This is a genomic window from Paenibacillus sp. J31R98, assembly GCF_056269245.1.
The window spans coordinates 55606-78119 of the sequence record NZ_JBWDNO010000009.1; the positions used below are offsets into that span (position 1 = coordinate 55606).

20 protein-coding genes are annotated in these 22514 nt (G+C 48.9%); 12 read left to right on the plus strand and 8 right to left on the minus strand.

Going from position 1 to position 22514, the window contains the following annotated elements:
• Nucleotides 1-19 precede the first annotated feature (19 nt).
• From tatC to AC0YNX_RS25810, 3 genes are read left to right on the plus strand one after another with little or no spacing between them, the layout of a single operon-like run.
• A complete protein-coding gene (tatC, locus tag AC0YNX_RS25800) occupies nt 20-772 on the plus strand; it encodes a twin-arginine translocase subunit TatC (protein ID WP_475818774.1) in 753 nt (250 codons plus the stop codon).
• A gap of 28 nt (nt 773-800) precedes the next feature.
• Complete coding sequence (tatA, locus tag AC0YNX_RS25805; RefSeq protein ID WP_475818580.1) at nt 801-1013, plus strand: twin-arginine translocase TatA/TatE family subunit; 213 nt, start codon at nt 801-803, stop codon at nt 1011-1013.
• Nucleotides 1014-1036: 23 nt separating this feature from the next.
• Nucleotides 1037-1201 (plus strand): hypothetical protein, encoded by a 165-nt coding sequence (locus AC0YNX_RS25810; RefSeq protein WP_475818581.1) that lies wholly within the window; start codon nt 1037-1039, stop codon nt 1199-1201.
• A 466-nt stretch (nt 1202-1667) separates the two neighbouring features.
• On the opposite strand, the gene AC0YNX_RS25815 is transcribed toward AC0YNX_RS25810, so the two are convergent.
• On the minus strand, nt 1668-3383 hold the full coding sequence (locus AC0YNX_RS25815; RefSeq protein WP_475818582.1) for a GMC family oxidoreductase: 1716 nt from the start codon (nt 3381-3383) through the stop codon (nt 1668-1670).
• Between the two features lie 18 nt (nt 3384-3401).
• Nucleotides 3402-4247, minus strand: coding sequence for a gluconate 2-dehydrogenase subunit 3 family protein (locus tag AC0YNX_RS25820; protein ID WP_475818583.1), 846 nt, complete (start codon nt 4245-4247; stop codon nt 3402-3404).
• Between the two features lie 128 nt (nt 4248-4375).
• On the opposite strand from AC0YNX_RS25820, the gene AC0YNX_RS25825 reads away from it, so the two are divergent.
• From AC0YNX_RS25825 to AC0YNX_RS25835, 3 genes are all read left to right on the plus strand, one after another.
• Nucleotides 4376-5065: a hypothetical protein gene (locus AC0YNX_RS25825; RefSeq protein ID WP_475818584.1), complete on the plus strand. Its 690-nt coding sequence runs from the start codon at nt 4376-4378 to the stop codon at nt 5063-5065.
• Nucleotides 5066-5232: 167 nt separating this feature from the next.
• Nucleotides 5233-5859, plus strand: coding sequence for a GNAT family N-acetyltransferase (locus AC0YNX_RS25830; RefSeq protein WP_475818585.1), 627 nt, complete (start codon nt 5233-5235; stop codon nt 5857-5859).
• 126 nt (nt 5860-5985) lie between these two features.
• Nucleotides 5986-7230, plus strand: a complete 1245-nt coding sequence (locus tag AC0YNX_RS25835; RefSeq protein WP_475818586.1) for an ATP-binding protein — start codon at nt 5986-5988, stop codon at nt 7228-7230.
• Here the strand turns inward: AC0YNX_RS25835 and AC0YNX_RS25840 are convergent.
• From AC0YNX_RS25840 to AC0YNX_RS25855, 4 genes are all read right to left on the minus strand, one after another.
• Nucleotides 7218-7670 (minus strand): PilZ domain-containing protein, encoded by a 453-nt coding sequence (locus AC0YNX_RS25840; RefSeq protein WP_475818587.1) that lies wholly within the window; start codon nt 7668-7670, stop codon nt 7218-7220. The genes AC0YNX_RS25835 and AC0YNX_RS25840 overlap by 13 nt on opposite strands.
• A gap of 106 nt (nt 7671-7776) precedes the next feature.
• Nucleotides 7777-8022: a hypothetical protein gene (locus AC0YNX_RS25845; RefSeq protein ID WP_475818588.1), complete on the minus strand. Its 246-nt coding sequence runs from the start codon at nt 8020-8022 to the stop codon at nt 7777-7779.
• Nucleotides 8023-8154: 132 nt separating this feature from the next.
• On the minus strand, nt 8155-9255 hold the full coding sequence (locus AC0YNX_RS25850) for a PAS domain-containing sensor histidine kinase (RefSeq protein ID WP_475818775.1): 1101 nt from the start codon (nt 9253-9255) through the stop codon (nt 8155-8157).
• Complete coding sequence (locus AC0YNX_RS25855; protein WP_475818589.1) at nt 9251-9904, minus strand: response regulator; 654 nt, start codon at nt 9902-9904, stop codon at nt 9251-9253. The genes AC0YNX_RS25850 and AC0YNX_RS25855 overlap by 5 nt, the downstream gene beginning before the upstream one ends.
• Nucleotides 9905-10372: 468 nt before the next feature.
• On the opposite strand from AC0YNX_RS25855, the gene AC0YNX_RS25860 reads away from it, so the two are divergent.
• The 5 genes from AC0YNX_RS25860 to AC0YNX_RS25880 all read left to right on the plus strand — a co-directional run bounded on the left by AC0YNX_RS25860 (nt 10373) and on the right by AC0YNX_RS25880 (nt 18858).
• Nucleotides 10373-11278 carry a chemotaxis protein gene (locus AC0YNX_RS25860; protein WP_475818590.1) on the plus strand — a complete coding sequence of 302 codons (906 nt, stop codon included), beginning with the start codon at nt 10373-10375 and terminating at the stop codon, nt 11276-11278.
• Between the two features lie 15 nt (nt 11279-11293).
• Complete coding sequence (locus AC0YNX_RS25865) at nt 11294-14533, plus strand: response regulator (protein WP_475818591.1); 3240 nt, start codon at nt 11294-11296, stop codon at nt 14531-14533.
• On the plus strand, nt 14514-15206 hold the full coding sequence (locus AC0YNX_RS25870) for a response regulator transcription factor (protein ID WP_475818592.1): 693 nt from the start codon (nt 14514-14516) through the stop codon (nt 15204-15206). Before AC0YNX_RS25865 ends, AC0YNX_RS25870 begins: the two co-directional genes overlap by 20 nt.
• 190 nt (nt 15207-15396) lie before the next feature.
• Complete coding sequence (locus AC0YNX_RS25875; protein WP_475818593.1) at nt 15397-17100, plus strand: methyl-accepting chemotaxis protein; 1704 nt, start codon at nt 15397-15399, stop codon at nt 17098-17100.
• A 33-nt stretch (nt 17101-17133) separates the two neighbouring features.
• On the plus strand, nt 17134-18858 hold the full coding sequence (locus AC0YNX_RS25880) for a putative bifunctional diguanylate cyclase/phosphodiesterase (protein ID WP_475818594.1): 1725 nt from the start codon (nt 17134-17136) through the stop codon (nt 18856-18858).
• A gap of 45 nt (nt 18859-18903) precedes the next feature.
• Here the strand turns inward: AC0YNX_RS25880 and AC0YNX_RS25885 are convergent, their stop codons facing one another.
• Entirely contained in the window at nt 18904-20349 is a 1446-nt protein-coding gene (locus tag AC0YNX_RS25885; protein WP_475818595.1) for a stalk domain-containing protein, read from the minus strand.
• Nucleotides 20350-20559: 210 nt separating this feature from the next.
• On the opposite strand from AC0YNX_RS25885, the gene AC0YNX_RS25890 reads away from it, so the two are divergent.
• Nucleotides 20560-21531, plus strand: a complete 972-nt coding sequence (locus AC0YNX_RS25890; RefSeq protein ID WP_475818596.1) for an aldo/keto reductase — start codon at nt 20560-20562, stop codon at nt 21529-21531.
• 67 nt (nt 21532-21598) lie between these two features.
• Here AC0YNX_RS25890 and AC0YNX_RS25895 read toward each other — a convergent pair whose 3' ends face one another.
• Nucleotides 21599-22402, minus strand: coding sequence for a helix-turn-helix domain-containing protein (locus AC0YNX_RS25895; RefSeq protein ID WP_475818597.1), 804 nt, complete (start codon nt 22400-22402; stop codon nt 21599-21601).
• Between the last annotated feature and the right edge of the window lie 112 nt (nt 22403-22514).

Genomic DNA, 22514 nt, shown 5'->3' on the forward strand with positions numbered 1-22514 from the left:
GGAATCGAGGTGAGCGCTACTGGACATTAACGAAGATGTCGTCAGACATTTAACAGAGCTTAGGCGAAGATTGCTGATTGTATCTGCCTGTTTCCTCGTGTCCATGTGCGGCGGTCTTTATCTGTCGCCCCGCATTCTGAAGTACATCAAATCAAGCTCGTCAGCGTCCTCTGTCGAGTGGAACGTGTTCTCATTCACAGACGGCTTGTTCATCTACTTGAGATGTGCATTTTTGCTGGCGATGCTTTGCACGTTGCCGATCCTTCTGTATCAGACTTGGGCGTTCGTCAGGCCAGGCTTGACCCACAAAGAGGCGAAGGGGACGCTTGCTTATGTACCGTTCTCGTTCCTTCTGTTTCTTGGCGGCGTCTCGTTCAGCTATTTCCTCGTGTTCCCGATGATGCTCCGTTTCATGATGCAGATGAACCAGACGATCGGAGCGACGGAAACGTACGGCATTGACAAGTATTTTGTCTTCCTGTTCAGCGTTGTTTTCCCGCTTGGCGTCGCGTTCGAGATGCCGCTTGTCATGCTGTTTCTGACGAGACTCGGCTTGCTTACGCCAGAGAGGCTGAGAACCTCGCGCAAATATGCTTATGTCGGCTTGGCCATTGTCGGAGCCTCCATATCACCGCCGGACTTTGTCTCGCATCTGTCCGTGACTGTACCGTTGCTGTTGTTGTTTGAGATCAGCGCTTTTCTCTCTAATCGATTCGCACGGCGGCATACGGCTGATTCGTCGTACTCGTATCCAGATCCAGATCCTGCGTAAATAGACGTTTTGCCAAAGGAGATTACACATGTTCAATAATATTGGTGTTTCAGGGTTACTTATTATTCTGCTAATTGCGCTTATTGTGTTTGGGCCAGCCAAGCTGCCGATGCTCGGCCGCGCGTTCGGCGACACATTGCGTGAATTCCGCAGCTCGACACGAGGCATTGTAGAAGAAGACGTGCATACTAGTGCTCCAATTGAGCAGCTGGAGAAAAAAGATTCCGAGAAACTGCTGTAAAGCAGTGGGTCTGCGGGAATGAGTTGAGTTTGATACAGCGGGGAGTGCATGAGCCTTATCCAGTGGATAAGGCTTTTTTGCATGGAGGTAAAGAAGCTGGTTTGGTGGACTACATAGGATGGAAATTGGCGGATTTAGGTAAAGAAGCTGGTTTGGTGGACTACATTCGTGGAAACTTGGCAGATTGAGTGAAAGAAGCTGGTTTGGTGGGCTACATTGACCAAAGAGAGTCCCCAGGGTCACTACATTGGTGAAATTTCGCCGTAAGAAGCCAAAGAGAGTCCTCAGGGTCACTACATTGGTGAAATTTCGCCGGAAGAAGCCAAAGAGAGTCCCCAGGGTCACTACATTGGTGAAATTTCGCCGGAAGAAGCCAAAGAGGGTCCTCAGGGTCACTACATTGGCGAAATAACGCCGGAAGAAGCCAAAGAGAGTCCTCAGGGTCACTACATTGGTGAGATATCACCTAAGAAGGCCAAAGAAGGGTACTACGTACCCTACATAGCAAGCAATCAGTTATTTCGAGCCAAAGAAGGGTACCCAGTACCCTTCATGGAGAAAATCTTGGAAGCAATCAAGCTGCGGCTTTCTGAGCCGAAGAGAATGGCCTTATCCGGTAGCGGATAAGGCCATTCTCTCATCATTCTGTTCAGCTCAAACGAGCAAGCCGCCACTCTTCCGATAGCTCAGAATGCCTTCCGCGGTCCGATAGGCGAGCGCGCCAACCGTGTTGGTCGGGTTGTAGCCGGCGTTCTGCGGGAAGGAGCTTGCGCCAACGACGAATACGTTCTCCGCATCCCACATCTGGCTGTAGTTGTTGATCGCCGAATCTCCGGCCTCCGCACCCATAATGACCCCGCCAGTATTGTGGGTCGACTGGTACGTCATGATCTCATATGGGCCGAGTTCCTTCAAGTAATCCACATGATCGGCGCCCATCTCCTTCATAATGTCAGAGCACCGCTGCGCCAGAAACTTCGCGAGCTCGCGATCCTGTTCTTCGAAATCGAACGTAATTCGGATAAGCGGATCACCGAATGCATCCTTGTAGGTCGGATCAAGATCCAAGTAATGATGCTGGAAGGACATCGATGAGCCTTGCGCGCCGATGCTGAGCGTTCGGTTCGCATATTTCAGAGAATTCGTCTTGAATTCCTTGCCCCACGTTGCTGTGCCCGAAGGCACCGGGTTATTCTGGATCGGCCGCGCTCCCGATTGAGTGAGCGTAATGACGCCGCCGTGGATAAAGTTCACATTGCTGTGGTCGAAATTATCCCCGTTAAAGTCGTCGAGCGAGACGCCAAGCGCGCCTGCTCCGGCGTAGGTATTAAACTCCTCCTTCTCGAAGAAGCCCGCCGCGCTTCCTTTGATGACTTGATACGCATAGTTCTTGCCGATTGCACCTTTGCCTGTGGAAGGGTCATACGGCTTGCCGAGACCGGAGAGCAAGAGCAGACGTGTATTATTGAACACATAGCTTGCGACGACAACAATATCCGCCGGCTGGATGATCTCTTCGCCTGTCGTTATGTCGATGTACATGACGCCGGTCGCTTTGCCGCCTTTATGTATGATCCGCCTCACATCGGAATGGCTTCGGATCTCGAACTTTCCGGTTTTGTTCGCAACCGGGATGACGGTTACGACCGGATCAGCCTTCGCGCCGTATTCACAGCCGAACCGTTCGCAGTAGCCGCAATATTGGCAAGCGACCCTTGCGATGCCATCGGGATTCGTATAGTTCTCCGACAGGTTGGCAGATGGCATCGGATATGGATGAAGCTTGAGGCGCGTCGCGGCATCTGTGAACTTCTGCAGCGATGGTGACTGCTTCATTGGGGGCGTCGGGAACGGATTGCTGCGCTTGCCCCCAAGCGGATTAGGCGATCCCGAGATGCCGGCCGTCTTCTCGAACTTGTCGTAATACGGCTCGAGTACATCGTACGTAATGCCCCAGTCCTGAATAGACATGCCGGCTGGAAGCTTGTTCTTGCCATAACGCTCAATTGTTTTACTGCGAATCTGAAAATCATACGGCAGGAAGCGGTACGTATGCCCGTTCCAGTGAACGCCTGATCCGCCAAGTCCGGTGCCAAGCAGGAAGGAGCCGTACGAGCGCATCGGCAAGGCGCGGACTTTCTCATTGCTGCGGAAGGTGATCGTTTCCCTGGACAAGTCCTGGAACAGTTCATAGCGCAGAGCATAACGCAGCTCATCATGGACCATGAAATAATCCTCGGTCTTGCGTTCCTTCCCACGTTCAAGTCCAACGACGTTAAGCCCGGCCTTCGTTAGCTCGGCCGCAATGATGCCGCCTGACCAGCCGACGCCGGCAATGACGACATCTGTTTTCGGTAGTGTTTTTGCCATAGCTGTCTCCTTTGCTAACTAATGAGCGGCGAGATGATCCTGCAAGCTGCTCGGCTCAAGTTTCGTATATCCTTTATCAATGGCTGCCGCATAACTCATCTGGTTACCCGGATAGCCGCGCATCCGCCAACCGCCCATATTGATATTGCCGCCATAGAGCGGATCGCTGTATGCCCCTTCGAGCGTGTTGGAACGAAGAGTCTTGAAGAAGCTGCTTGCCGAAATCGTGGTCAGCTTGGCTGTATCGGATTCGAAGTCCTTCAGCACAGTGTCCATTTCCTCAGCTGCAAGGGAAGCGAATCCCTTCTGATACTTGCTGTTGCTGTAGTTGTCGAGCTCGCGAAGACCGATCTCGTAGATCTCGCGCCGCTTCAACCGCCCTTGATAGCCCTGTTCCTTCTCGCCGGAATAGAAGGGCGGGCTCATGTAATCGCGAGAATTGAAGCCGTAGTCTCCGGCCAGCTGATGGTCGATGAAGAAGGCGATACCAAGGCTTTTGGCGCCGGGTCCGCTCTCATCCTCCGGGAAAATACGCTCCGCAGCGTTCTCGACGATGCGGAACTGCTCTTGTGTAAAGAACATCAAAGCACGATTATAGTTGCGTGCCTCTTCAGTAGAACCTCCTGCATTCGTCGGCGGCTTGTCTGCAGTCGAATTATTGTTGTTGCTCGTCTCCTCTTTCTTGCCACAGCCGATGAGCGAGCCGAGCGCGCCGCCAATGACCAGGGTGCCAATCGTGTAGCCGGTCGTCTTCAGGAATTTACGGCGTGAATTGCTGCTAATGGATGCTTCAGAATCGGATGGTTCAGTGGATACGGGGTCACGTGACTGTTCGGATAGGTTCTCTTGATCGGTTTGAGTCAACACTTGTCCCTCCTGAAATGTAATCCTTGCGCGTAAGGTTATTATTTTCCAAGCGAGCATGAATATTCATTTCGATGGCTAGGATATGCTAACTGCAACAACGAGCCTCGGGGCAGGGAGGATTATCAATGAATAAGATGACGATGCTGGCAACAGCTACAGGAGTGTTATTGCTTCTTGGCGGCTGCGCCAATACAACAACAGAGGTGAAGCAGCAGGGGACTCACGCGGAGCATATGCTTCATGAGGCAGCGGCGCGAGATCCATATGTGATTCCATCCGCGCACGGTGTGAAGACGATGACAACCAATCGCAATGGAAGCACAACAAACGGGATGGGCACGACAGTTTACAGCATGATCGGCAGCTCAGGGCTGCATGCCGCCGGATTCTCAGCTCATCTGGAATCGAGGCTGAGCGGTGCCGGCATCTCGGATGTGCGCGTATTTGTATTCGATGATACGGTCGTGCTCGCAACGGACAAGAGGGTTCCGAACGCTTCCAAGTACGACGACGTACAGATGAAGCTGCTCAGTCCGAATGAGGGCATATCAGGGAATGGATCAACGCCCGGTCACGGACTCGGCGGGATGGCGGGAACGGATACTTCAAGCCATGATAACTTGACGCTGGCCGCAGATAAGATTCAGGATTTTATGGGCGGCGGGAAAGTCAAAGTGCTTACGGTGGAGAGCGCGAAGGCGGTTCAGACGATCGAGCAGATCCGTGCGGATGCTACAGCGGACAAGCTGTCTCCGGCGAAGATTGCTAGAGAGATCGGGATGCTTCTGCAGATTGTTGCAAGTCAGGGACACTAACAGCTGGTTGCTGCTTAACAGAATAGAATATCAGCGATCTGATCAATGAAGTCCGCGTACACCGCGGGCTTTTTTCTCTGCAAATTTACATAAAGCAAACGCTGCGTTTATCCAATTCCGGAACTCTGTTTATATACTGAAATGGCGTCCTAGATTAGTAGAGTTAGGTGGTCGTTCTCATCTTAAAGAAGCCTGAATTACACGACTGCCATACTCTATATGACATGATGGTGGATCCGGCTGTTTTCCCATACGTCCGTTACAAATGCCAATCCTACGACCAGTATTTATTTGCAACTAAACAGCTCATCGCTGAGGAAATGCAAGGGGATTCCATTACCCGAACGATTGTGAACGAGTCAGGACAAGCTATTGGCACCATTCAGCTGTACGACATTGTGGATCGAACCGGATTCTTGGCGACTTGGATCGGCTTTCCTTATTTCGGCAAAGGGTACAATGAGCGCGCGAAGGAAGCTTTCTTCAATGAACTCTTTCTTGAACATGGAATCGAAACGATCTATATGAAAGTCCGAAAGCAAAACACGCGTTCGCAGAAAGCAGTCGAGAAGCTTCGATATGCGAAGCAAGCAAATGAGAGTAAACCGCATATCTATCACATGATAAACCCTTCAGAACCCATCTATGATTTGTATCAAGTGGAGCGGGCAAGCTTCCTAGGAAGTCAGATCAGAAGCCGAATGATGGACTGCCGAATGGCTTGGAACTGGTCCGATGGCCGAATTCAGCGGCAATATGCGGCTGGTGAGGAGCATTCATCTTTACATGTGTGATAGAACAGGAAGTAATTGACAAGAGGAGAAATCGCTGGATGGAGCGAATAAATGGGATGAGTCAGCTAGAACTCATCATTCCATTATCGAGGTGTAAATCATTTGGCGCAGATCATGCAAAGCATTATGGGCAATTTTATGTTCATATGTATTCCATCCCTTCTCTACTTTGTATTCTGGACGAAGTACGGTGAGAGAACCGGCAAGGTACAGAAGACTGTACTGTTCGTCTTTCTGAGCATAACCTTAGTGCTCTGCATGTCGTTCCCGTATCACTTCGGAGAAAGGTATCTGCTGGACTTTCGGCTTATTCCGCTCGTGCTGGGCATTTTATATGGCGGACCATGGGTGGGAGGAGCGCTTCTTGCTATTTTGATAGCGTACCGCTGCATGATCGGCTTGAATGATGGCACTTTCTTCGCCGTGATGACGGCTGCAATCACCTATACCAGTCTCGTCCTGATCTCCAGTAAAATACGCTTAAACAATCGCAAGAAACAGTTTATAGCGCTCCTTGCTTCCGCCGTACTGTTTCCTATTTCCTTGCAAGTGATATGGCTGAGCTTGCACCTTGTCGGCCTGAGTGATACTTTGCGCCTCTCCATATTTAAAGTCATTGAGTTCTCTGCGATATGGATAACGGTATATCTGGTGGAGCTAGTGAGCCGCCATCTACGCATTCAGATGGAGCTGCAAGAGATTGAGAAGATGAGAGTCATCAGCCAAATCGCGGCTAGCGTATCGCACGAGATCAGGAATCCGCTAACGACAGTTAAGGGACTCTTGCAATTGTTCAGAGAGAAGGAATTGCCGGCAGATAAACGTGAGAACTTAACAGAGGTTGCGCTGCATGAGCTGAGCACTGCGATTAACATCATCTCGGATTATCTCACATTCGCTAAACCGCAGATCGCCAAGATGACACCTCTCGATCTCGAAGCAGAGTTTCATCAGGTTGTAAGCGTATTGAGGCCGTACGCCAACATGCAGCAGGTGGAGTTAACGGTTGCCATTGACTCGAATGAGCCGATCCTAGGGGACAGCCAGCAATTCCGTCAGAGCATCATCAATATAGTCAAGAATTGTATTGAAGCTTCTTCGAATGGAAGCGTACATATCGGTGTACTCGTGAACAAGGGAACCGTTATTCTACGGATCCAGGATACGGGCTGCGGCATGACGGATGATCAGATTCAGCGTCTTGGTTCACCGTACTACTCCACGAAGGAGAAAGGTACGGGCCTCGGAACGATGGTTGCCTTCAGTATTATTCGGGCGATGAACGGTTCTGTAAGAGTGGAGAGTGAAGTGAATAAGGGGAGCTTGTTCGAGATTTCATTCCCGATTGCTACAGATGCTCATTCCGTATAAATGCTGCTGATCTGCTCTTGTGTACAGAAGCTGCAGTCTCTCAATATATTCGTATCGCGCAGCCTTATACTAAGCTGATTCAATCGCTGCGCAAGCTGCTGTTCGGTATCTTGGTCAGTAAATATAAACTGGATCCCATATTCATGCAGGGGAGATTGATGGGCGGACTTCCAAGCGATACTGCCAAGGAGCTTGAATGGAATCCGGAATAGCGTAAAACGAAACTCCAGGAGCAGATCAACTTGCGCAGGAAAGTCCAGCATCGAGTGCACGCGAGCACCGCCGAGACTAATATCTTTAATTGCGATAAGGGTCGAGTTCGATTCTGAAGCTTTGTTTCGAAGTCCGACAATTCTGCAGTCTGCGGATAAAGGAATTTGAAGATGGATTCTAAAGTTCTCGCGTTGATTGATCATCATAATGGCTATAGTGTAAAGCACCGATGTTAGAACGGGATCAGGCTTAAATGTGTTTCCCGTTTATTATCTTAACGCCCTGTTAATACCTGCAATGAAAAAAAGTGCAGGGTTATCCCCGCACCTTTCATTAATAGAAGAAGCGCGCCAAGTCGAGCTTTTTCTTCTTTTCCTGTTCCTTGATGAGGTTGCCTTTATGGTCAAACTGCAAGGGCTTCTCTACTTTTTCATTGCTTAAGTATACGCTGCCTGTACGAATCATCCGTTGATGATGCTTGGCGCATAAGTATTTCGCTTTGATGGGATCTCCGCAAATGATACAGCCCGTATTGTTTTCCGTTGATGTATGTGACGTGCTTACGTCCGCTCTATTCATGATGATGTCACGCTCCTGTTCACGTTGTTGTTAACACTACCCCCTTAGTTTAAGTTGTTGCGGAGCGTTTGCCCATCGGGGAATCCTCTGAAAAATCTTTCAGCATTTGCCCGTATCGTATTAGAATTTGACTTATTTCGGGATAAGAAGCGTCACAGTCGTTCCTTTGCCAAGCTGTGAATGCAAATGAAGCTGCCCTCCTACACTCCGAGCTCGTTCTTCCATGCTGAACAACCCGACGCCGCTGTCTTTTTTCTCCCTCGTAAACCCTCTTCCCTTATCCTTGATCGTTACTTTGATGATATGTTCCAGCTCTTTCAGCCGAACGGCTACTTCACTAACTTCCGCATACTTGCCAGCGTTGGTCAGCGCTTCTTGAATGACGCGATAGATCGTCGTTTCTTTCTGTGCATCCAGCCGTTTATGCAAGTTGAAATCAAATTGAACCTGAATGTCATAGTGTTCCGTGAAGTTCTCGATAAAAGTCCGAATTGCGGGAACGACGCCCAAATCGTCCAAGACAGATGGCCGAAGCCGCCAGGCCAATAAACGCACTTCTTCAATAATGGTGGAAACGAATTGCCTGACTTGCTCAAGCTCTGTTCCCTTGTTCTCATTAATCAAACGATCGAGCTGAACAAGCAGGGAGAATAGGCTTTGCCCAATCCCGTCATGGAGCTCTCGAGAGAAACGCCGCCGCTCCTCCTCCTGGACATTCATGACATGCGACATCATATGCTGCAACTCTTCTTCTACCATCTTAAGACGGGTTACATCATTGCGAATCGCCATATATTGATAGGGTTTGCCCTCATCATCGAGGATCGGAAATATAGTTGTATGTACCCAATAGTATGTATTATCTTTAGCGCGGTTTTTAATGTCCCCTCGCCAGACACGTCCTGAAGAGATGGTCTTCCATAAGTCTCGCATGAACGCTTTACTATGATAACCGGAATTGATAATGCGATGATCCTTGTTCAGAAGCTCCTCGCGGCTATATTTTGAAATTTCGCAGAAGTTATCATTGACCTGGAGGATCTTTCCTTGCAGGTCAGTTATCGCTACGATTGAAGTTTGATTCAAGACAAATCTGACGTCAGCAATTTGCTTCAACGTGTATCGTAGTGAATCGCGAATATGCGAATCTTTTATATAGGGGTTAAGCTCCACGAGATATTGCAATAAATCGCCTATATAAGTGGAATAAACTTTGCCGTCCCGTTCGTTAATCAAAACTCATTAGCCCTTTCTGCACCGCATACTTCACCAGTTCGTGCCTCGTCTTGAACCCTAGCTTCTCCATGAAATTACTCTTATGCGTTTCGACTGTTTTCACACTGATAACCAGCTGTTCGGCAACTTCTTTATTGCTGTAGCCTTTGGCGACAAGGGCTAGAACTCCCTTCTCTCGTTCGGAGAGTGTTTCATACAAGCCGGGCCGATTGCCGCTCTTTACGTTATCCAGAAATTCTTTCATTAATCGCTTTGTTGCGGATGGATTCAAATAGGCATTTCCGGTGGCGACGCTTTCGATCGCGGACAGCAGCTCTTCGTGGGGTGCGCTCTTGAGAAGATAGCCTGAAGCTCCAACTGATATCGCGCGGAATAAATACTCGTCGTCGTCATGCATCGTTAGGATGAGAATACCGACTTCAGGGAGGCGTTGCTTGAGCTCTGTTGTTGCCGTAAGGCCATCCTTGCCCTGCGGCATGCTGAGATCCATCAAGACAACGTCCGGAAGAAGCTCTTCTGCGAGCCGAATCGCTTCATCTCCGTCGGCAGCTTCGCCGATGATCTCAAGCTGCGGCTTGTTGCTCAGCACACTTTTTAATCCGAATCGGACTAATGCGTGATCATCGACTAACAAGATTCTAATCATGGATAAACTCCTTGCTTCTAAGCCGTGCAGCTTGCCGACTTGCAATGCCTTAAGTTCAGGGAAAACCCTTAGTAAAAGTTCAGTGGACCACCCAATTAATATGGTCCAAATGGTTGTTTATAATACAGCTATCGGTTCTGCAAGCTCTTATGCGCTTAATGATGCCAATAAACGAGTAGGGGAATGAGCGAAAATGAAGAAATGCACAACCAAGGAAACGTTCGAGGCGAGAAATGCTGCTTACGCTATAGAATGCGCAGAAAACGAAGGAAGATGTATCAATTGCACCGCATTGACAGCATGTTATACGGCTTCTTTGATCTCTCTTTTTGGAGATTGCGGACAGTCGATTATTAATAAAGAGTGAATATCTGAAACATAAAGTAAATGAACGGCTTGGAAGTTTTGTAATAGTTATTCTTTATAGTAAGTCATAGATACATTCCATGACGAATAAGGAGAGAGAATATGAGCAAGAACTATCTTTCATTAGAGAGCGGCACCAATGAAGTCAATATCCTCGAGTTTAAGCTTGGCGATGACTCCTTTGGGATTAACGTTCTCAAGATTCGAGAGATTATTAGCAATATAGATGAAGCTTCTATTACGCCGATTCCAAAGTCGCACCCCTGTATGATCGGGGTGTACAACTTCAGGGGCGAAGTGCTTCCTGTGATTGATCTGGCGAAATGGTTCGACTATAAAGAGCCGCAGAGCTTCCAAAGCAAGTATATTATTTGCGAAATGAACGGCGCGAAGGTAGCCTTTCATGTCCATGATGTGAACCGCATTCATAGCATCTCATGGAAAGAGATTGAACGATTGAGCGAAATTGTTCAAGGGGAAGACAGAGCGGCAGTCGGTGTCATTCGATTGGAAGATAAGATGCTTCTGCTCCTTGATTTCGAGCGAATCATCGCGGAGATGGCGCCAACGCTTCTTTCCTTTGAAGAGCAGCTTCTGGCGCTTGCGCCAAGGGATCGTTCCGGCAAAAAAATTATGATGGTTGAGGATTCGCCGCTCCTGGCCAATCTGCTCAAGCGAACATTGACCGAGGCAGGCTATACGCAAATTCAGCATTATGGCGATGGTCAGGAAGCGTGGGATGCACTCGAAGCAATCGCTGAAGCGGACAGTATGGAAGAGCACGTACAGCTCATTATTACGGACATCGAAATGCCTCAGATGGATGGCCTTCATCTCACTCGCCGGATTAAGGAACACCGGACGCTCAAGAATCTGCCCGTCATTATTTTCTCTTCCCTGATTACGGAAGAATTACGCCATAAAGGGGAGGCGATTGGCGTAGATGCCCAGATTAATAAGCCGGAAATCATCCATTTGGTGAACGCGGTTGATAAGTTGATCCTATAAGGACGTGATTTCACGGTGCTAGTTGGCGATTTAATTTTAAACTTCTGCTGGGTTACGATCTTCATGTTCTTCTTCGGTAACCTGATCTTAAATGAGAAATTGAAGCATGTGCGAAGTTACAAATGGAAGGTTGGGCTGTTTCACGGAATTCTCGGAACAGTGCTCATCTACTCCGGGGTTCACCTGAACAGCACTATGATTGCTGATTTCAGACCCATTGCGATCATAGTCTCCGCATTCTTCGGCGGGCCGCTCGCGGTTATTATAACCTCGGCTATGGTTCTTATCTTTCGTTTGCTGTTCTGGTCGACGACCACCGTCATGCTTCAAGTGTCAGCTATTGCGGCGATCGTTGCCATCATCAGCATAATGACACAGCGTTACATCCGGAATTATTGGACTCAGTGGATAGTTTCCGTTACCGTCACGAACCTGACCATTATGATTTATTATTACGCCGTCCAGCATCTGCCCTTGAAGACGGTCATATTGCCGTATTTTGCTGCCTATGAGGCATGCGGCATGTTCGTCGCTGTGAAGATGTACTACTTCATCAAGTCGCAGAACCTAAGACAGCAGTTCGACGCGCTGCAGCGGGACTTGCTGGAGATTCTTCATTCTCAGGCAGGCTTTACATTCAAGCTGAAGAAGGAGCGTAGCGGACGGGCGAAGTATGTGATCGCAGGCGGTAGACTGCTGCAGGAGATCGGCATCACTCCAGAGCAACTCATCGATAATTCGCTCGGAGCTGGAGCTGGTAAAGCTCTTCCGGAACCGCTTAATGGGTTCGTGCAGCTTCAGAATACGAAGGCATGGCAGGGTGAGCCGGTATCTTATGAAGCGAATTTGGCCGGGCATACGGTTCTGCTCTCCTTGAAGCCTATCTTCCATGGCCGAGATGTTCAAGCGATTATCGGTTCTGCTATCGACATTACTGAGCGAAAGCAATCGGAGAAGCAGCTCGCCGAGAGCGAGGAGCTGTACCGCTCCCTTGTTGAAAGCTCGCAAGATCTCATCTTTCGGTTCCACACAGATGGATCGATTGCCTCTATCAATCAGAGAGCTCGCGAAGTATTGGATTGGGAGGCAGAGTCGGCGGTTCGTTCGCGCTTATCGGATTTGCTCCCGCCGGGCGATCATGTTCTGATCTGCGAATATTACTTTGCGAGGGCGGTTGTCGAGAAGAGGCCACAGCGATTCGAATACAGCTTTACGCTGAAGGATCAGGAATACGAGTACGATGTGGTGTTCAGTCCGAATTATGTCGATGAGGTCTTGACCGGCATAACGGGGACGATGCATGACATTGCGGATATTAAGAAGCGCAAAGAAGCGGACGAAGCGAACAAGGCGAAGAGTGTATTCCTTGCGCGGATGAGCCATGAGATTCGTACGCCGATTAGCGGCGTTCTTGGCTTGTCCGAGCTGCTGCAGCGAACGGAACTGTCCCCGATACAGATGGATTACTTGCAGAAGATATTATCTTCTTCCCGCACCTTGCTAGGCATTATTAATGATGTTCTCGATTTCTCGAAGATCGAGTCCGGCAAGATCGATCTTGAAATGTCTACTTTCAATATCCACGAAATGATGCAGCAGCTCTCGGATATGTTAAGCGCGCTTATTGGCTATAAGCAGCTGAAGTTCATTATTGATACTTCGGCTGATATACCGGATACATTGTTCGCCGATTCGATGCGCATTGAGCAAATCTTAATCAACTTGATCAACAATGCGATCAAATTCACAGATGACGGCTATATTTATGTGAAAGTAGAGCCTGTCTATGTGGATGAGGATTCGATCCATATTGAGTTCTCGGTAGAAGATACGGGAATTGGCTTAACAGAAGAGCAGATGAGCAAGCTGTTCAAGCCGTTTACCCAATTAGGCTATGCGCGAGACTTGAAATACGGCGGGTCTGGGCTTGGTTTATCGATATGCAAATATTTTGTTGAGCTGATGGGCGGAACAATCAGCGTACATAGCGCGGCGGGGGAAGGCAGCAAATTCTCCTTCGTACTACCGTTTCAGAATGTCTCTGCGAGCACGGCTTTGAACCGCACGGAGTATACAGACTTCTCGGCAATGAAAGTACTCGTCCTCGAAGATAGTCCGCTTGTGAGGCAAGGCCTGTGCTCCATGCTGGAAACGATGAATTTGCAGGTGGAGATCGGCTCGGACTACAGACAGATTGATTTTGCTTCAATGGATTACGACATTATCCTGGTCGATTTATGTGCGGACGATATTAATGGTGTCCAGGATTGGCTGCAATTGAAGCTTCATGCGTCGGAGCGGAACAAGCCGATTGTCGCCATAGGTACGCCAATGATTCGAGATGAGATGATTCGCGTGCTGCCGCAGCATGCCCAGCCGGATGCGCTGCTCTTAATGCCGGTTAATCGCGTCGGACTCTATCGGGCGCTAAAGTCGTTATTCTGGGAACGCGATCCCATTGAGGATTATCCGCTCGCGGAGGAAGAGAAGGAGCCAATCGGGCAAGGCGTTGAAATCTTGCTCGCTGAAGATAATCGAATCAATCAGCTGATTATGACAGAGATGCTGAAGATATACGGATACTCCGTAACCGTCGCGAATAACGGCACAGAGGTGCTCACGCATCTCAAAGAGAAGTCGTTCGATTTGGTGCTGATGGATATTCATATGCCAGAGATGGATGGCATTGAAGCAACGCTGAAGCTGAGACAGGATGTTAGCTTGAAGCAGCTCCCGATCATCGCTCTGACGGCAGGCGTGGTGAAGGAAGACCATGAGATGTATTACCGAATCGGGATGACGGATGTGTTAACGAAGCCGGTAGAGATAGAGAGACTTGTCGGACTCATCAGTCAGTTCGTGAAGCCGAAGAGCGGCGCAATCGCAGGGATAGATACGGAAGCCTTCTTGCGGAGCGTGGATGGGAAAACGCATATTCTTAATCACATTCTAACGATGTTCCAGCAAGACTATAGTCATTTCATGGATGAACTGCAAGAGATCATGGCAAGAAGCGAGTGGCAACAAGCTCAGAATATGCTTCACTCCCTGAGAGGAGCAGCGGGACATTTGTCAGCTTCGAGGCTGCTTGCGGCTGCAACGGAACTTGAGGATGCTCTTAAAGCCGAGGATGAATACGATGCTCAATTCATGCAATTGAACCACGAACTACAAACCATCTTGCATTCGCTGGAGCATCACGGAGCTATGTTAAAAGATATTGGAGAGAATGGTCATGAAAGTTTTGCTGATTGAGGATGAGACCGTTATTGGCGATATGATCGCCATGTATTTAACGGAAGATGGACATTCCGTCCAAAGAGTGGATAACGGCGTAGAAGGAATGCAGATTATTCGGGAGAGTAGTCTCGACATTGCAATTATCGATTGTATATTACCGGATGCGAACGGGATTGAGCTGTGCAAGGATATTCGCAAATTCTCGTTTCTGCCCATTATTATGATCTCCATGAATACGGAAGTATCGAACCGGGTAGAAGCGCTGCTAAATGGAGTCAATGACTATCTTTGCAAGCCATTCAGTATGAAGGAACTGTCTGCAAGGATGGTTGCACAGCTGCGCGGTGCACAAGAAGGCGTGCTGCACCACCAGAATCGCAAGAGCATGCCGATCGAAGAGGATTATATCAGCATTGATAAGTATTTCCGAACGATTCGCGTGAATGGAGAAGTTATTGATACGACCTTTACCGAGTTTGAGATTATGCAATTGTTCAATCGCCACCCTGGCAAAGTATTCAGCAGGGGCGAGATCATCACCTATCTGCGCGGGAGCAATACGCTTGTAAGCGAGCGCTCGATCGATGTCCATGTGACGAAGCTTCGGAACAAGATCGAGAAGGACCCGAAGAATCCGAGATTTATTAAGACCGTCTGGGGCATTGGGTATAAATATGTCAATAAATAAGCTTCAGGATGAAGTGAAGGACCCTAGATTGCTCGTGGGTCCTTCTTTAGGATTTGGCTATGAATCCGTTAAGGAAGTGTTGCCAAAAAACATCGTAGCGCAATAATGATTTGAATTTAATTTATTATTTATAGCTTATCATTATATTTGATATAAACATTACTATTTGGAAGAAGGATGGAAATCAATCATGCGTAACTTGACCGTCGCTAAGAAATTAATGGTCTTAATTCTTCTATTCGTTGTAACGATGGGGGCACTCACTGGAACCGGTTATTACGCGATGACGCAACTTTCTCAAAATACAAAGTCTCTTTATACGAATAGTTTATTGCCATCCGTTACGTTCGGGAAGTTCCGGGCGAACAACCGGGCGATGGAAACCGCCTTATTCCAATCCATGCAGAAGACTTCAGTGAAGGAAGGAGAGGAGCTAAGGGCTACTCTAGAATCGTTAGTCAAAGAGAACAACCAATTACTGCAAGAGCTTCAATCTGCCAATGTTACTGCTGCTGAGAAGGAAACATTGAGTAAAATAGCTGAACTCTTTCCTACTTACCTGGATTCTATTAACAAAGCGCAGGAACTGGGTGCAGAGAATAAAAATGCTGAAGCTTATGCCTACTATAAGACTGTGACAGCTGTTAACAAGGCTAAACTGGTTGAACAGACTACAAGAATGGAAAGTCTATTAAAATCAGATGCGGCTGCGCTTGATCAATCTAACACAGACTTTGCCCATCGCATGATACTGATGACTTTGGTCATTGCGATCGTCCTCATTGCAGCAAGTATAGCTTTAGGAATTTGGATTACCCGCATGATCCTGAATCCGATTAAGCTGATTCAAACGAAGATGAACGAGGTTGCGGCCGGAGATCTGACAGGTGAACTAAGCTATCGTTCCAAGGACGAGCTTGGTCAGCTTACGAATGCAATCAATAACATGCTGTCCCAATTAAGAGGTTTGTTTGGATCTATTATCGATACCTCACATCAGGTTGCAGCTTATTCGTCTGAGCTGACGGCCAACTCCGAACAAACAAGCTCCGCCAGTGAAGATATTGCCGTGACCGTTCAAACGGTTTCCGAAGAGGCGAACAAGCAAGTGCGTTCCATCAACGAGGCTTCGCTTACACTAAAGCACATGGGGGACGGCGTACAGCAGATTGCATCCAACGCGCAAGCGGTTTCTGAATCGGCAACTCAAGCGTCTACGATCTCGCAGAGCGGGAACAAAGCGATCCATTCCGTCGAAGTGCAGATGAACTCGATACAAACGGCCATTCATAAGCTTGGACAAGTCATTGATGGACTGGACCAGCGTTCGGGAGAAATCGGTCTCATCGTGGGTGCGATCACCGATATTGCGGGACAGACCAATCTGCTTGCTCTGAATGCGGCCATTGAGGCAGCAAGAGCAGGCGAGAGCGGCAGAGGGTTCGCAGTCGTTGCAGCTGAGGTTCGCAAGCTCGCGGAGCAGTCCTCGCAATCGGCTAGCCAAATCTCGGCAATCATCACATCCATTCAGACGGAAACGAACCATGCCATGCAATCAATGAAGTCAGCCACTGCCGAAGTGGCAAGCGGCATTCAAACGGTAAGTAAGGCTGGCGTTTCATTTGAACAAATCCAGCAGGCGGTTGACGGTGTGGCTGGTCAGATTCAAGAGATCTCCGCATCCATTCAGCAAGTCGCATCAGGCGCAGAACAAATGATTCATTCGATTGAATTGGTGAGTACGGCAGCTCAACATACTGCAGCCGGCACGGAGCGTATTAATTCTTCAACCGAAGAGCAGCTAGCCTCGATGCAAGAGATAGCGGCATCTGCGACAACGCTTTCTCAAATGGCTGACGACTTACAAACTCAAATCAACCGGTTCCAAATTTAACGCGGCTTGATTGGAAAGAGGTGCGTTTGAACAATGAATACGCCATTGATGAGTAACGAAGAGAAGGCAGATGTGGACAAGCGTAAGCATATAGCCTGGCAACAAATGCTCCACACCAAAGTAATTGAGACAGCCAGCTCAGGAATCATGATCACAGATCCCAAGCTCAGAATCCTGTACGTCAATCCGGCCTTCACATCGACGACAGGTTACCAGGAGCATGAAGCGCTCGGCCAGACGCCGAAGATGCTCAATTCCAACCTGCAGTCTCCAGCATTTTATATTACAATGTGGGATTCGATCCGTTCCGCGGGCACATGGAAAGGCGAGATATGGAACCGCCGGAAGGATGGCAGTATCTATCCGGAATGGCTGACCATCAACACGGTCCGGGATGAACAAGGCAAGGTAACCAATTATGTCGGGATGTTCCACGATATTACAGAGCGGAAACAATTCGAGCAGTATCTGTATAATCTGGCGCATCATGACCGATTAACAGGCTTGCCTAATCGAACGCTTGTAAGAGAGCAAATGCAGGGGGCTATCGCTCGCGCGAAGCAGAATGATTGCATGGTAGCCTTGTTCTTCCTCGATTTAGACCGCTTTAAGCTGATTAATGACTCCTTAGGACATGCAATTGGAGACGAGCTTCTGAAGCAGGTCGCAGGACGATTGCTGAGCTGCTGCAAGAAGACGGACACGGTTGCAAGGCTAAGCGGTGATGAGTTTATTATCATATGCGAGAATATGCGATCCACATCGCACGCGAATAAATTGGCGGAACGAATTGTCGGTGAATTTCAGAAACCGTACTTCATTGAGCATCATGAAATCTTCTCCAACGCGAGTATTGGAATCAGCATGTACCCCGAAGATGGAGATGACTTCGAGAAGCTATTTCGATGCGCAGACTTAACGCTCAATCAAGCCAAGCAGGTCCATAAGGGGTATCAGCTGTTCAGTCATGAGATCGATGAAGCCTTCCAACGAAGGATGATGCTGGAGAACAGTCTGAGGAAAGCGCTCGATAAGAAGCAGCTTGAAGTCTATTTCCAACCGCAGCTGAATCTTGATTCCGATATGGTTGTCGGTCTGGAAGCATTATTAAGATGGCGTCATGACAAGCTGGGCTTCGTATCTCCAGTGGAATTTATTCCGATTGCGGAAGAGAGTGGATTGATCTATCAGATCGGGGAATGGATTCTTCGCGATGTGTGCAGGCAGATTAAAGAATGGCAATTGAAGGGGTTAAACGTACCCGTTGTATCCATTAATATCTCGCCTCGGGAATTTGGAAACTATCAGTTCGTGAGCAATGTTAGAGCGATTCTTCAGGAGACGGGTCTGGATGCGAATGCTTTGGTATTTGAGATTACGGAAAGTATCGGAGTCGATCAAGTGGATGCTTTCATCCAAATGCTCAATGATCTGAAGGAGATTGGCATACAAGTGGCAATCGATGATTTTGGCAAGGGATATTCCTCGCTGAATTATCTGAAGCACTTCCCAATCGATATTCTGAAGATAGATAAAAGCTTTATTGATGAGATTAACGAGGATGAGCGGGTCGAGGCGATTGCCCATGCCATGATCCAAATGGCGCATGGGCTCGGCTTGAAAGTTATCGCTGAAGGGGTAGAAACGGCTCGCCAGAAGGAACGGTTGAAGGAGCTGAATTGTGATATTATGCAAGGCTATCTCTTCAGCAAGCCGGTTCCGGCTGACGCAGTGGAATGCTTCTTAACAGCATCATGATGGATGAAGAAACCCCGGTCAATCTACGTTGACCGGGGCTTTTTTTTATGAGAGATAGAATTGAAAGTTTGGCTCTATGCTCAGTTTGCCGTCTGTAACGGTAACGGTTTGATCTAGATCTACGCTGAAGGAAGCACCGCCCGTAATGTAACTTACATTGTAGATACCGTCGGGCAAGTAACAGCTGAAGCTTCCATTATCGACCCGGACCGAATACAGCTGATTATTCCCGTAGAAATTAATGTATCCGCCTGATAGCGGTCCGCTCTCATTGCTGCTTGCTGTGCCGTGAACATTGATAGCAGGCTTCGTCCAAGCCAGGTCGGTCTGCAGCTGACCATCTGCAATGGTGAACTTGCGATCGAGATAGAAATCCGCATGAATCTTCATGTCGGAGTAAGCCCTCCAAATATACTCCCCATCCGGCAAATAGAACGAATACGCTCCGCCAGGGGTGCCTTCTACGAAGCAACTCTCCGGACTCAAGGAACAACCGCTGAAATTCCCATATACATCCGGGGACTCCCCGCTAACTTGACCGACCACGTTAGGGCGATGAGCGATGAGATCAAGGGACGACACCGTACCATCCGGACTAATGGTAAACGGTTGATAGATATCGTAGTTGGTGTCTGTACCGGATTCAATCGTTAAATAGTTGAACACGTACGAGCCTTCTTCATAGAAATCGAGATAGCCGACGCCGTGGCGGATATTCACGGAGACTGCACCGTGCGAAGTGTAGAAGGTAGCCGTCGCTCGATCAATCGGCGCTCCGCTCGGGTCGTGAAGCGTCACTTTCAGTCCCGCTTGGGAAGGCGTGAGTTTATAGAAGCTGGCTTGGCCTGCTTTTACTGTGAACGTCTCCGTCTGCGCCACTTTCTGATCTACATCTGCAAACTGGGCTTGATAGCTGAAGAATTTGTAGCTGCCCGGCGCGACAATCGTGCGGAAGAAGCCGCTTCGAATAGCCGTTTCTATCGATTGGCCGGTATCCGCATTCGTCAGCTTGACGACGCCGTTGCCAATGCCGACTTCATCCAGATTCTCGGCATAGCCGTAAATCACGGCTTGCTCGCCCGGCGTGTGCAGCAATACTTGATGGGCTGAAGACTGATACAGGACGTCATAACCGAATGCGTTGCCGATAAAGCGAATCGGAACGTAGGTGCTTCCATTTGATAGAATCGGAGGGGTTGTAACGGTTACGCTCTCTCCGTTAATCGTAACTCCGCTCTGATCGATCGTCATGCTGAGTTCGAGCTCTTGCCGGTGAATATGAATTTGTTTGCCAGCGAAGCTGACCGTTGCACCTAAATGCTCCATGGCAGCGCGGATCGGAATATAGACGCTATTATTGATAACAATGGGACTGGCTTGGATAGCTGTTCCATCGATGGATAGCTTGAGCTGCTGCTGATTGTCAGCTGCGGCTGCGGAAGCCGGTAGTGCCAGTGTGAGTAAGAGACAAATGCTGATGAGCCACTTCATGATGAATGATCCCCCTAATAAATAATGACATTATTTGCTAATAAGTCTATTATCGTGAAAGCTTGTCCAGCTGGCAATAACTTTCTCGGTGTAAGAGGCTGCTCCCTTACTAACCTCAAGTTTACCAGCTACATTCAAAGTGCGTACTTCTCAAAGCTAGCGCTTTCACGTATGATTCGAACTAGATTGTGAAGTGAGAGGATGATAGCAATGGAGTATCGCGTACTGGGGCGTTCCGGACTGAAGGTTAGCGAAGTAAGCTTAGGTTGTTGGGCGATTGGAGGTCCCTCCTGGAGGGATGGCAATCCGGTCGGATGGTCAGGGAATAATGACGAAGAATCGATCGCCGGACTTCGGCGTGCATTTGAACTCGGAATCAATCATTTGGACACGGCTGACGTGTATGGGGACGGACATTCGGAGCGGGTGATCGGCAAGTTCTTGAAAGAAGTGCCGCGTGATCAAATGGTCATCGCCACCAAAGTCGGCTGGTTCCGGGGCACCGCGCCGAATGCGATGCAGCCGATTCATATTCGCCACCAGCTGGAGCAGTCGCTGATGAACTTGGGTACGGATTACTTGGATCTGCATTATTTTCATAATACGAACTTCGGGCCGGATGATCTCTACCTCGAAGAGGCGGCAGACACGATGCGCCAATTGCAGCAAGAGGGCAAGTTGCGCGTCATCGGCCAATCCGGCTATAGCTATAAGGATCTTATGCGCGTAAGCCCGGTTACGCGTCCGGATGTGCTGCAATTCCATTACAATGCCTTCGGCAACGAGTTCGATAAGGCGGAGACGAATCTGTTCAAGTGGGCGGATGAGAATAACGTCGGCATGGTTCTATTCGGACCGCTGGCGCAGGGTTTGCTGCTTGATAAGTTCGATCCGGAGAACCCGCCGCAATTCGGCGAAGGCGACATTCGTGCGGAGAACAGCGGCTTCACGAAGGAAGGCTTGCTAGCGCTTCGCGGCAAGCTGCAGCCGATCAAAGAACGGTTCGGCGCAGACACGCAGGACCTCATCCGTGTTATGCTGCAGTTCGCGCTGGCGCAATCGCCGAATGCCTGTGTCATTCCGGGCTTCAAGAATGCCCGCCAAGTGGAATCGAACGCAGCGGGAGCGGGCAAGCCGCTGACGCCGGAAGATGTGGCATTTATTAGAGAAGCGCTGCGCTAGTAGAGCGAGCAGCGAACGGCATACAACAGGAGACTGTCCCCTAAGAGGGGCAGTCTCTTTCTCTTTATTAAGAGAACAACCGAGGCAGGTCCGAACGTTGACCGCTCTGCGCGAATTCGGAAGGCGAGATCGCGCAATGCTTCTTGAACATGCGGAAGAAGTAAGAAGAATCATAGTAACCCAAGTGTTGCGATATGTCGGCGATGGTCATGTCCGTATCGAGAAGCAAGTTGCAAGCCTCAAGCACGCGAAGCTGATGCATGTAGTGCAGCGGAGAGCTGCCGAATACTTCTTTAAACAGCGAAGTCGTGTAATTCGGCGATCGCCCAATCAATGCAGCAAGCTGCTCGATTTCAATGTGGCTTCTGTAGTTGCCCAGCAGATACTGCCGGACGATATTGGCATATTTCTTCTTGGCTGGCATGAGCTCCGGCTTCTCCAGCTCGCGGGAGAGGAGCCCAAGAAGCTGTAGAAATATACCGTTGCAAATCACGTTGCCAAAAGCATTACCGCTGCGAGATTCCTCGAACAGCTGCTCGAAGCGGCGCTGCAAAGGTTGAAAATTCGCCAATCGAGATTGGATAAATCGGTTATGTTCCAGGAAAGGGATGCCCAAATCTGCGTCATTGTCCAGCTTGAACAGAATCGTCAGCTTCTTATGCGGCTTGCCTGCGACGTTCTCTCCGCACCGATTGGTACGTTCCGGGATGTAGAGGAAGTCGCCGGTATCCGCGATAAATCGGCTGCCGTTGATCTCGTAACTCACTTTTCCTTCAATAACCAAGACGAGCACATGATACGGAATCGATTCCGATTGCGTTCGCCAGTTCACGATGAAATGATCGGAATTCACACTCAGTAGCTGATACATAAGCCAATCCTCTTTTTTGATCGATTTGAAGATAACTCTATCACACCGACAGTAGAATCGTACATGTAAGCGTGGAAATGTACGTCGATTCCGAGCAGTCGGCTTGCCTATA